Raw genomic sequence first — 12,348 nt, 5'->3', positions numbered from 1 at the left:
CAAGTTATTTCAAAATGTTAATTTTACAGAAATCAAACAAAAATTGATTCTTTTTTATGAAGATAAACACCATTGTTGTAGACGATGAACCTCTTGCTAGACAGAGAGTTATTAAACTTTTGGAGCATTTTGAAGACATAAACTTAATTGAAGAATGTTCTACAGGAAAAAAGGCTATACAATTTATTAATGAATTTGCTCCCGCTCTGGTTTTTCTGGATATTAAATTGAAAGATATGACTGGGTTTAAGGTCTTGGAAAAGATATCTCCAAATGTAAAGCCTGTAGTTGTTTTTATAACAGCTTATGATGAGTTTGCAATAAAGGCGTTTGATTACTTTGCTTTGGACTATTTACAAAAACCTTTTAGAGAAGACCGTTTTATGAAATCGGTTAACAAAGCCATAGAAGTTATTAAAGACAAGCACTATCCCTTGTTTGATAACAAAATCAAAAATATTCTTGATTATATGAATTCACAGGGAGAAAAGAAAGATTTTATAAAAAAAATTCCTGTTAAAATAGGTAATAAAGTCTTGTTTATAGATATCCAAGATATCATATACATAACAGCTTCTGGATATTATGCTGAGATTTTCACTGAGAACAAAAAATACCTGTTGAGGGATTCATTAAATAATTTAATCACACAATTGAATTCCAACAATTTTCTCAGAATCCATCGATCAACCATTATAAACCTAAATTATATAAGCGAACTAATAAATTCAAACTATGGAGAAATTGACGTAAAGATGAACGACAATAAACTGTTCAGAATAAGCAAAAGCTATAAAAAAGATTTCACTAATGCTATGGGGCTTTAACATGAGAAACATATTTCCAAAAAAATTATTCAATCTCTTATTGTTCTTCTGGGTTTTTTATAACCTAATTAACTTATCAAAAAACAGTATTTTAAAATACAATGGACTTGGATTCAAGGACAAAAGCTGGCTGAGTTTTCTATTTGATGGTTTTATAATAGAAAACCTTTACAGCATAGCTCTTTTTATGTTCATTATGTATACCGCTAAAAAATTCCTAGATATTTATGATAGCTGGTTTACAAGATTTGCCTTTCATTTTTTATTATCCATAGTCACACTAGTCATAATTTTCTTTACTTATGATTTTTATACTTACTATTTTAAAAACCTTACAGGAACCAGAACATTAAGATATTATGTATTAAATATTGTAGATTATTCTAATGTGCATTTTTTAATCTATTTTACCAATGTGTTTATCGTTAACACATATTACTATTTAGACAAAATAAAAAACACTGAGGTACAAAAAGCTAAACTAAAACAGCAATTATCAGATGTTAAAGTAAATATCTTAAAGTATCAATTACATCCCCATTTCTTTTTCAATACACTCAATAGTATATCCCATCTAATAGAAGTCGATAAAAAACTAGCACAAAACACTTTAGCGGATTTTAGTGATTTGTTAAGGGACATTGTATATTTAAAGGACACCAATTTTTTAAATCTTGGAAAAGAGATTGATATTTTAAAACGTTATTTGGATATAATGAGTATTCGTTTTTCAGATCATTTGGAAGTCAACTTAAATGTCCAAAAAGGCCTTGAAGATGTTTTAATTCCTAGCTTAATAATTCAACCTATAATAGAAAACTCTTTTAATCATGGTTATTCTGATAAAAACACAAGTTTAAAAATTGAGATAACAATTAAACAGAATAAAGACAATTTAGAAATTACGATCAAAAATGATGGGGCACCTTTAGATAAAACCAATGTCATTTATGGAACAGGTTTAAAAAATACCATTGAGCGTTTAGAGACTTTGTATGATGATTATAAGTTCTCAATTAAAAATATTCCAAATAAAAAAGGAGTGGTTACTAAGCTAATATTCCCCGTTAAATATGAATAAAAAAAATAAACTATTTGTGCCAAATACATTTCTATTAAAAATTTCTCTGCCACCAATTTTCACAGGAACATTTGATTATTTTAAAGACATGTCTTTTTAATTAAAAACTATAGCTTTATCTTTCTAATTAACCCCTTCTTGTGTTCTAAAATATAGAGTATTCTCCTAGAAACATCAATAGCACAACTGTTAGGCATATTAAACCCAGAAGTTAATAGCGGCCCGTCAATAATAGTATCTGCTCCTGTTCCTGCAAAATGTTCTATTGTTCCATTTGAAATGTTAAATCTGAATATTTTCCTTAGGTTAGGACTTGGCAAGTAAACATAATTATTAAAATAAGTTATCTGGTTGATTTTAGCATTTGGTATTGTTGCTACCTTTTCTAATTGATTATTTCTGTCTACTTTAAATAAATTTCCACCTAAAAAGTTTGTAACGTATAAGTTTTTGTTGTCATCAAGCACAATACCTATAGCATCCAGTAAACCATTTTCAGAAGTAATTTCCATAAAACTTCCATCTGGTTTAAATTTTAATATTTTACCTCCTGTTCCACTAAAATTAGCCCCGTATAAAGTGATCAATATTTCATCACTATCATTAACTATAAGTCCAGCTGGGCCATCGAGGTTGATGGCAAATTCATTGATTTCTTTAGTAGGTGTGATTTTAGATATTGAATTTCCAGTATAATTTGCAACGTACAAATTACCTTTAGAATCAAACCCCAGGCCAACTGGGCCCGGCAAACTGTCAATATAAGTTGAAACCAATCCTTCTTTTGTAATTTTCAAAATCTTGGTTTTATTGTAACCACCAGAAACCAATATGTCGCCTTTTGGTGTTACAATCATACCATCACCAAAATTAGGTTCTATTTTGGCCAATGTACTTACGCTTTGAGAAAAAACCCAACTACTTGAAACTAAAAAAATAATAACAACTATACTTCTCATTTGATTTATTGTTTTAGGATAATCTGCATTTTATACTAATAATTACTCCGATTTTATAATTTTAAAAACCTGCGTATTTTTATCATTAGTCCAAATTTTAAACAGATAAATCCCCTTTTTTAAATTACCCAAATCAATAATTTGATTTGAAAAATTAAAAGAATCTATCTTCTGACCTAATAAATTGTAAATACAAATTGAAGAGATATTTATCCTTGATATGTTTATATGCAGATATTTATTAGTGGGGTTAGGAAATAAAATAACATTATCTGGATTGGTATTAGAAGTCCCAAGAGTACTATTGCCATACATTTGAATATAGATTTCCGTTTCGCCATCATTTGGTGAAAAACTATCATCTCCTTGCCAAGTAATTAGATATCCATTTTGATGATTAGTAGCTATTGCAGGATAATCACCGTCATAATTAGCGTCATTATCCGGTCCCATATCACTTAATAAAAATGCTCCACCCTTTAAGCTTCCTGAACTGGAAAGTATTTGACCATATATTTCTTCTTCATTTAAAGTATTGGTGTCACCTCTATAAGTTACAAAGTATTCATTGTTCATTTGGTTCCAAACAATCTCAGGTGCCCAAGCATCATAGGATGAATCTATATTTGTTAAGCTACTTATTCTAAAATCATTAGACCCGGTTTCAGAACCATTTGACAAAAGTATTTGACCATATATTTCATATACATTAGGGGTAAAATCAGAGCCTGACCACACTATTAAGTATTCATTATCTGTACTATTATATGCTAAACTCAAATTTTGTCCAACAGTAAATGATGTGTCACCATCTGTTCCCATATCACTTATTTTAAAATTCCCACCAATAAAAGAATTAGTATCTAAATCGAATAATTGACCATATACTTCTGTTTCGTTATCAGTAGATGTTTCTCCTTGCCAGACTATTAAAAAGTCATTGTCTATTTCATTCCATACAAGATTTGGGTATCTGGCATCAAAACTTGCATCATCAATTGGCAGTTGGTTACTTATCTTAAAGTCATTGCTGCCAATTTCAACACCCAGGTTTGAAATTTTCTGACCATAAATTTCAATTTTATTATTGATTACATCATCTCCTTCCCAAACCACTAAATACTCATTATTGGTTTTACTACAGTCAACTTTTGGAAGAAAGGCTCCCGTGCTTGTATCCCCTTCCGTACCCATATCACTTATTCTAAAGTTGGATCCGATCAAATTTCCTGTACTGGCATCAACTCGCTGTCCGAAAATTTCATTTTCACCATCGACTGATGTTTCTCCTTTCCAAACCACAAAAAATTCATTATCAATTGAGTTGTAGGTAACATCAGGATCTTCAGCCCTAAATGCAGTATCTCCATCCGTTCCTAAAAAACTAATTCTAAAATCGTTTGCCCCTACTTCATTACCGTCTCCATCAATAAATTGACCATATATTTCGAACTCATTATCCACAACACTTCCTCTGTCGTCATCTGCTGCCCATACAACTAAATACTTATCTTCAGTAATGCTGTAGGCAACCCTTGGTTTAAATGACACAAAAGATATTGAACCATCTGTACCCATATCACTAATTCTAAAATCGTTATTACCAAATTCTTGGGCATTTGTGAACATATAGGTTAAGAGTGCTAATAATGATGTAGTAATGTTTTTCATAGTCAATGTTTTAGGATTTATTCTTTGTTATTGGTTATTTGTACCTGAATTTGCTTCATGTAGTTGTCGTACCCTCCATAATCTGCATGACTTATTATTTTCCCATTTTCAATTTGAAGTATTGTTAAAAATGGGATCGAAATTAATATTCTCTCTAAACTCGATTCCTTAAACCATGAATTGGGCAATTGACATTCAAATGTTGAATTGATTATTACGAACGATCCCGATTCAAACACTTTTTCAATCCTAAAATCAACATAGGGAGGCTTTTCATTTTCAAAACCATTTTTAAAGACACCCTTAAAAAAGTTATAGACCTCTTCTATTCCATTAAAATCAAATTTTTGATTAAACGCTTCACTTCCAGTCGGATCTTCAAAATGAATGTTTTCAGCATAAAAAGTTTTCATTGTATCAAAGTCCCAATCGCCATAAGCTTCCATATATTTCAAAGCTATAATTTTAGAAGATTGACTTTCTGGGTCTGATTGAGAATAAAATAAAAATGGTGTCAGTATTAATAAAACAAAGTAGGCAGACTTTGTTTGGAACTGGTAAATTAATGACATGATAATTGCTTTTATTAGAAAAGTATGTACTAATATCTGTCAAGTATTTTTTTTGATCACTATTTTGATTTGAACCCGTTATATTAAGATGTGAAACGCTTATATTCTGATACTTTTTGACTTGCTACTGTTCTCACCCATTCATAATACATTAAAGTAATACCAATAGATTTTATCTTCATTTAAATCAAAATCAAAGGCTTTCAAATCATTTTTTAAATCATTTCAGGTGGTACCCATTATTTTTAAAGATTCAATCTTTCAAGTCATCGCCATATCTCATATTGAAAATAAAAAGGTAAAAAATCACACTTTGTTCAATAATTAAACAACTCAAAATGAAACAATTATCTATTATATTTGTAGCTTTAATGATAGTCTCATGCAACTTTCCAACTTCTAAAAAAGGTAACCTCTTAAATCAAGAGCTGTTGACTGTCTCAGATAGTATTTCTCAACTTATGAGCAAATATCATTACAATCCTAAGGAACTCAAAAAGGGTGACTATCTTGTATTAGAAAAAAAAGTAAAAAATCTTGCAAAAAGGGTAAAAACAAAAGAAGAATTCATAACCGGGTTCAATGAACTTTGGGAAAATGGACCCTTTTCACATGTATCACTGAGTTTTTCTGAAAGAAAGTCGAGTGAAATGGCTGAATTTGTTGATACACTGAGAGTAGGCAATCAGAGCGTTTCGCTACAATGGGCTGATAAAACAGCAATACTTACAGTGAATACCATGATGGGTGTGGATACAAAAGAACGAATATTTAAGGCTTACCGTGAAATAGCAAGTAATGAAGCAAAATCCCTAATTATTGATCTTCGCAATAATAAAGGAGGAACTTTTGCAGGTGTACCTCTTGTTAGCCATGTGCTAACCGACTCCGTTGATGTGGGGATATTTGTTTCACGAAAATGGTGGAAAAACAACACAAGGGAACCAAAGCTTGAAGATGTAAAAAATTTAAAGTCGTGGCAAGGATGGTCATTGAAGACTTTCTGGAATGATATACAAGAGAAACCGCTAACTCGTGTGCAATTTACCCCAATGTATCCTCACTTTAATGGTCACGTATATGTCTTGACAAGTGACAAATCTGCAAGTGCCGCCGAGTTTGCAATAGACGCCCTTGCCCATGAAGAAATGGTGACTATAATTGGACAAACTACTGCTGGAGAAATGTTATCACAAAAAATGTATGACTTACCATATGGATTTCAATTATCCTTACCAATAGCTGAATATTACTCAATACGAATTGGAAAAATTGAAGGTAAAGGTGTAAAACCAGATATTAGCATTGATCAAAGTGTAGCTATGGATTTAGCCATATTATTGATAAATGATGTGAAATTGGAGGATGCTTTAAAAAAAGTACAACTAAAAATTGACAGAGCTGATGAGCAACCGTTGGGAAAAGATGAAATATACTTGTTAGGAAATATGAATGATTGGGGTAAAAAGTGGAGTATCACTCCTTGCTTTGAGTATAAAGGCAAAGGTGTCTATGAAGCTAAAGTCACATTGAAAAAAGGAATTTATGAGTTTAAGATTGCTCCAATGAATTGGAATTTTGACTTTGGTGCAAACCCAAATCAAGAAAAAGTAGTTCTTGAAGAAAAGATTTCTCTCTCAAAAGCAAAGGGAAGCAAGAATCTGACTCTCGAAATTGAAAATGACTTAAAGCTAAAATTTAGCTTAGATGTAAGCAATGAAAAGTCCGCAACATTATATATTGTTAAAAATTAATATACCCAGTAAATTTGAAAAAGAATTCTGAAAATAATTAAAAGAAAATCATAAAAAATAATATCAAATTGTATCAAATATTAATTCTAAAAAAACGTAATGAATTCAAAATTCAGAAAAAGTTTTATGGTTAAAGAAGAATATAAATATCATCATATTGGATTACCAACAATTATTTCTCAGAAAAACGAGGAATATAACGAAGAATGGAAGTTTTATGGATCAGGTTATTTTGAAAGTAAATTCGGGATTGAATGGTTAAGAATTGAAAAAAATTCCCCATTACCCCCATTAATTAAAACTGTTCCTCATATTGCATTTGTTGTTAAAGATATTGATAAATCTATTTTAGGACAAAAAGTAATTTATGGACCGAATAATCCAGCAGAAGGAGTAACAGTTTGTTTTATTGAAGTAGATGGAGCGCCAATAGAATTTTTACAATTTGATAGACCAGAAAATAAAATATGGCCTAATGACAATAAATTAATAAATCCAGTCAACAGAATCAAGAATAAGAAAGAATCTGTTAATTTTAAATATCATCACTTTGGAATCTGCACAACTTCTAGAAATAGAGATACAGTTTATTTGAAAGATAATAAATTGTGTTGTTCCGAACATCAAGTAAATCCCTATGGAATACAATGGATAAAATATTATGCAGATTGTAAATTACCAACTATTGTCCAAAAAATCTCCCATATTGCTTTTCAAGTTGACAATCTTAAAGAGGCTATTAAATGTAGGAACGTAATCGTTGAGCCTTATAGTCCGTCAAAAAGCGTTTGGGTTGCCTTCATAGAGGAGAATGGTGCCCCAATAGAATTTTTGCAAATAAGCTAATATATAGTATGATTAGGATTTGTAAAGTACTTCGCTCCTATTCTTATATCTTTCAAGTGGATTAGTACAAAATTGTACAATTATTTCAAACTATTTGCCGATGCAGAAAGTAATTTGTTAATATTAATAAGGCTTTAACATAAAAAGGCACAAATATGAGACAAGTAATATCAAAATAAATCAAAATAAAATCACATAATTATTTTTTAAAGAACGATACATCAAATATCTTCTAAGTATTAAGACATTTTAATCTTTAGATTAATAGTTGAGTTAAAATTACGCATACTTAATTAAGATATTGTAAGCTTCCCGTAATTAGAAATTCTTATAAAAGTCTAACTGTAAATTAAATCGTGAATAAAAAAACATTAAGTCTCTAATTGTTTTAAATGTGCTCGAAAACATTTTTTAATGTGTTCGAGCACATTTTTTGTCATTTTTCTTTTTTGTTGAATAAATAATATGTAGTTTTGTTTGAATCTGTTGTGATCACCTAAAAATAATAATTGTATAACTACTTGTAATACAGGTTTTTAAATAAAATGAAAGAAAAGAAAAGAAAAAAACCAACATTAGTGATTTTGGCTGCTGGAATGGGTAGTCGTTATGGTGGTTTAAAACAAATGGACACTTTTACAGAAGAGGGTGACACAATTATAGATTTTTCATTATACGATGCTTTTCGAGCAGGATTTGGTAAAGTTGTATTTATTATCAGAAAAAGTTTCGAAAAGGAATTCAAAGAGATTTTTAATAAAAAATTAGTAGGGAAATTGGAAGTAGATTATGTATACCAAGAACTTGACAATGTCCCTGAAAAATATATTAACCCTGACAGAACCAAACCTTGGGGGACAGGGCATGCATTATTAATGGCCAAAGATGCTGTGAAGGAAAATTTCGCAATTATAAATGCTGACGATTTTTATGGGGCAGAGGCTTTCAAGACAATGGCAAAATACTTAATGAGTATAAAAAAGGAATCTTACAATTTTAGTATGATGGCTTATCTATTAAAGAACACAGTTTCAGATTATGGCTATGTATCTAGAGGTGAATGTAAAGTTAATAATCAAGGGTTTTTAACAAATGTTACGGAACGGACGCATATAGAAAAAATTGATGGGAAATTGATGAGAAAAGACGATAACGGACAACTTGTTGACATTGATGAAGACACAATAGTATCGATGAATTTTTTTGGCTTCACACCCAAATGTTTTGAGTTTGGAAGTCAATTATTTGAAGAATTTCTGGAAACTAATAAAGAAAATATAAAGGCTGAATTTTATATTCCAAACATCGTAAATGAAATATTAAAATCAAGTTTGGCAAGTTTTAAAGTTTTAAAATCTGATGCCAAATGGTTTGGAGTTACCTATAAAGAGGATAAAGAAATTGTAAGAATCGCCATAGAAAAATTAAAAAATAAAAATGTTTATCCATCAAAGCTTTGGTGAAACGGTTAATTTAATTCAAAATAAACAATGAAAAAAAAGATAGTTGTTATAGGATTGATATTCATCACTTCAATTAACACGTTTTCTCAAAAAGCAGATTCCCTAGCAATAAAAATGATTAAGGGCGAGTACTGGTGGGGAGGACTAAGTACTGAAGGTCATAATACTCCATATGATGCTACATCAAATGTTACACATGATTTGTGGGGCAATAATGAAGGGAACCAAGCGCAACCAATTCTTCTTTCAAGTAAAGGCAGATATGTGTGGAGTGATAATCCAATTAAATATTACTTTAATAATGGTCTTATAAAAATTACCACTCGAAATAGTAAAATTATTTTCGGGAAAGCTGGAAATAATTTACAAGATGCATATAAATATGCTGTAACTAACTTCTTCCCTCCCAACGGAAAAATTCCTGAAGCACAATTATTTACCCATCCACAGTACAATACATGGATTGAGTTAATATACAACCAAAACCAAGAAGATATTTTAAAATACGCCCAAGGAATCATTGATAATGGTTATCCTCCCGGAGTACTGATGATCGATGATAATTGGCAGGAAAATTATGGTATTTGGGATTTTTCTCCGCGTAGATTTAAGAACCCAAAAGCTATGGTTAAAAAATTACACGACATGGGTTTTATGGTCATGCTTTGGGTATGCCCTTTCATTAGTCCAGATTCAGAAGTTTTTCGTTATTTGGCCAAAGAAGGCATGCTTCTACTAGACCCTCAAAAAACACAAGACGTATTATGGGCAAATACCCAGAATAAAGCAGCTATTATACGTTGGTGGAATGGAGCTAGCGCTTGCTTGGATTTAAGTAATCCAAAGGCTAAAAAATGGTTTAAAGACAGACTTGACCATTTAGTAAATGAATATGGCATAGATGGATTCAAATTTGATGCTGGAGATGCTGACTTTTATGTTAATGATGTTGTTTCCTATAAATCAGCTATACCAAATGACCATACAGCTTTCTTTGCTGAAATAGGTCTTGATTATCCTTTAAATGAATACAGAGCCTCATGGAAAATGGCCGGTTTACCTTTGACTCAAAGACTAAGAGACAAAGGACATAATTGGGCTGATTTACAAAAACTTATTCCCGACCAAATGTCTCAAAGTTTGATGGGATATGCCTATACTTGCCCCGATATGATAGGTGGAGGTGAATATGGATCATTCATGGAAATTTCTTCGATTGATGAGGAACTTGTTGTAAGATCCGCACAAGTACACGCTCTAATGCCGATGATGCAATTCTCTGTTGCGCCTTGGAGGGTTTTATCAAAAGAAAATGCGAAATTATGTCTCCAGGCAGCTCAACTACATGATAAAATGGGGAGCCTTATTCTCGAATTAGCCAAACAAGCTTCAATAACAGGGGAACCCATTGTTAAACCAATGGCTTTAGCCTTCCCTGATAGTGGTTACGAAACCATCAAAGATCAATTTATGCTTGGTGAAAATATATTGGTTGCTCCGGTTGTTGAAAAAGGAGTTTACAAGAGACAAGTAATTTTGCCTAAAGGCAAATGGAAAGGAGACGATGGCAAGATAATTAAAGGAAATCAAACTATTGAAATAGATGCTCCAATTAGTAGAATTCCTTTTTTCACTAAGATCAATTGATACTAAAGGCAATTAATAAAAAAAATTTAAAAACTAATAAAATACATCAAACTACAGAAAGAATATGAAAAAAAATATTAAATCAAAAGGAAATATAGTTCCAATAATGATAATAGCGGGCTTGTTTTTCATATTCGGTTTTGTGACCTGGATCAATGGAGCGCTCATCCCGTTTATGAAAACGATTAATGAACTGACCGATGCGCAATCCTACTTGGTGGCCACGGCGTCCTATATATCATTTGTCACCATGGCATTACCGGCATCCTACATCTTAAATAGAATTGGATATAGAAAAGGGATGTCTCTTGGGCTTTTTGTCATGGCCATCGGAGCCTTGATTTTTATTCCAGCGGCAGAAGCAAGGACCTATTGGGTGTTCTTGACCGGTATTTTTGTTCAAGGCATTGGGATGACCCTATTGCAAACTGCGGCTAACCCTTATATTACCATTTTAGGTCCTATTGAAAGTGGAGCAAAACGAATTGCCATCATGGGAATTGCCAATAAAACAGCAGGGGCTTTAGGGTCATTGATTTTTGGAGCATTATTATTGTCAGGTATTGATGAAGTAAAGGAAAAACTGGGGCATGTTACTGTAGATGAAAAAGCTATGCTTTTGGATAAAATGGCTGACAGCGTTTTTCTTCCCTATTTAACAATGGCCATTGTTTTGTTTGTTTTGGGTATCTTGATAAGAAAGGCTCCATTGCCTCATGTAGAAGCTGCCGAAATTGAAAAGGATTCCACTGGAAAAACTAACAAAACAAATATTTTTCAGTTCCCTCATTTATGGTTGGGAGTGTTGACCTTATTTGTATATGTAGGAGCGGAGGTTATAGCGGGAGACACTATTATATCATATGGGATCTCTCTTGGGTTTTCAGCGGCTGATGCCAAGTTTTTCACCACTTTTACTCTTTTGGCCATGGTATGTACCTATGCTTTAGGTGTAATATTGATCCCAAAGTATTTAAAACAAGGAGTAGCATTAAAAATCAGCGCAACTTTAGGAATCATTTTTAGTATTTGCATCTTGTCAACAACAGGATTTATCTCTGTTTTATTTGTAGCTGCACTAGGCATAGCAAACGCATTGGTTTGGCCAGCAGTTTGGCCCTTGACATTGGAAGGTTTGGGCAAGTTTACAAAAACGGCCTCAGCTTTATTGATAATGGCCATTTCAGGAGGAGCCATCATCCCGCCTTTATACGGGCGCATGGTAGATGCAAATAAACTTGAATTGATAGCTCAAGGAGTAGATAAGGCAGAAGCCATGGCAACAGCTGCAACACACAGTTATTGGATATTGATCCCATGCTATACCATCATTCTGTTTTTTGCGATATGGGGACATACTTATAAGAGTTGGACAAAAAATAAATTTTCTAAAGTACTGAAGAAATAATCAAAAAAAATAAAAAATGTTGAAAAGTAACATAGACAAGGCCACGGGATTTGAAAAGCGATTTGAGAACATAGGGACCGTGGTTTTTGAGAATTCAGTTTTGGCCTCAAAGGCAGTGGC

General features: G+C 32.0%; 10 protein-coding genes. 7 read left to right on the top strand and 3 right to left on the bottom strand.

The window, feature by feature from the left end:
• Window positions 1-56: 56 nt before the first annotated feature.
• Both IEW94_RS14055 and IEW94_RS14050 read left to right on the top strand, forming a co-directional pair.
• Window positions 57-827: a LytR/AlgR family response regulator transcription factor gene (locus tag IEW94_RS14055; protein ID WP_229669535.1), complete on the top strand. Its 771-nt coding sequence runs from the start codon at window positions 57-59 to the stop codon at window positions 825-827.
• 1 nt (window position 828) lies between these two features.
• On the top strand, window positions 829-1,908 hold the full coding sequence (locus IEW94_RS14050) for a sensor histidine kinase (RefSeq protein ID WP_188654196.1): 1,080 nt from the start codon (window positions 829-831) through the stop codon (window positions 1,906-1,908).
• A gap of 107 nt (window positions 1,909-2,015) precedes the next feature.
• On the opposite strand, the gene IEW94_RS14045 is transcribed toward IEW94_RS14050, so the two are convergent.
• The 3 genes from IEW94_RS14045 to IEW94_RS14035 are packed head-to-tail and all read right to left on the bottom strand — an operon-like array spanning window position 2,016 to window position 5,110.
• Window positions 2,016-2,867, bottom strand: a complete 852-nt coding sequence (locus tag IEW94_RS14045; protein ID WP_188654194.1) for an NHL repeat-containing protein — start codon at window positions 2,865-2,867, stop codon at window positions 2,016-2,018.
• Between the two features lie 42 nt (window positions 2,868-2,909).
• Window positions 2,910-4,538, bottom strand: a complete 1,629-nt coding sequence (locus tag IEW94_RS14040) for a T9SS type A sorting domain-containing protein (protein ID WP_188654192.1) — start codon at window positions 4,536-4,538, stop codon at window positions 2,910-2,912.
• Window positions 4,539-4,555: 17 nt separating this feature from the next.
• Window positions 4,556-5,110 carry a nuclear transport factor 2 family protein gene (locus IEW94_RS14035; protein ID WP_188654190.1) on the bottom strand — a complete coding sequence of 185 codons (555 nt, stop codon included), beginning with the start codon at window positions 5,108-5,110 and terminating at the stop codon, window positions 4,556-4,558.
• Between the two features lie 338 nt (window positions 5,111-5,448).
• Between IEW94_RS14035 and IEW94_RS14030 the strand changes: the two genes are divergently transcribed.
• The 5 genes from IEW94_RS14030 to IEW94_RS14010 all read left to right on the top strand — a co-directional run bounded on the left by IEW94_RS14030 (window position 5,449) and on the right by IEW94_RS14010 (window position 12,228).
• Complete coding sequence (locus IEW94_RS14030) at window positions 5,449-6,864, top strand: S41 family peptidase (RefSeq protein WP_188654188.1); 1,416 nt, start codon at window positions 5,449-5,451, stop codon at window positions 6,862-6,864.
• 99 nt (window positions 6,865-6,963) lie between these two features.
• Window positions 6,964-7,710 carry a VOC family protein gene (locus IEW94_RS14025; RefSeq protein ID WP_188654186.1) on the top strand — a complete coding sequence of 249 codons (747 nt, stop codon included), beginning with the start codon at window positions 6,964-6,966 and terminating at the stop codon, window positions 7,708-7,710.
• Between the two features lie 545 nt (window positions 7,711-8,255).
• A complete protein-coding gene (locus IEW94_RS14020) occupies window positions 8,256-9,173 on the top strand; it encodes a nucleotidyltransferase family protein (protein ID WP_188654184.1) in 918 nt (305 codons plus the stop codon).
• Between the two features lie 27 nt (window positions 9,174-9,200).
• Window positions 9,201-10,820 carry a glycoside hydrolase family 31 protein gene (locus IEW94_RS14015; RefSeq protein WP_188654182.1) on the top strand — a complete coding sequence of 540 codons (1,620 nt, stop codon included), beginning with the start codon at window positions 9,201-9,203 and terminating at the stop codon, window positions 10,818-10,820.
• Between the two features lie 64 nt (window positions 10,821-10,884).
• Window positions 10,885-12,228, top strand: coding sequence for a sugar MFS transporter (locus tag IEW94_RS14010; RefSeq protein ID WP_188654180.1), 1,344 nt, complete (start codon window positions 10,885-10,887; stop codon window positions 12,226-12,228).
• Window positions 12,229-12,348 lie beyond the last annotated feature (120 nt).

Source organism: Yeosuana aromativorans (genome assembly GCF_014646655.1).
Taxonomy (GTDB): Bacteria; Bacteroidota; Bacteroidia; order Flavobacteriales; family Flavobacteriaceae; genus Yeosuana; species Yeosuana aromativorans.
This window is presented reverse-complemented; position numbering and strand designations above follow the sequence as displayed.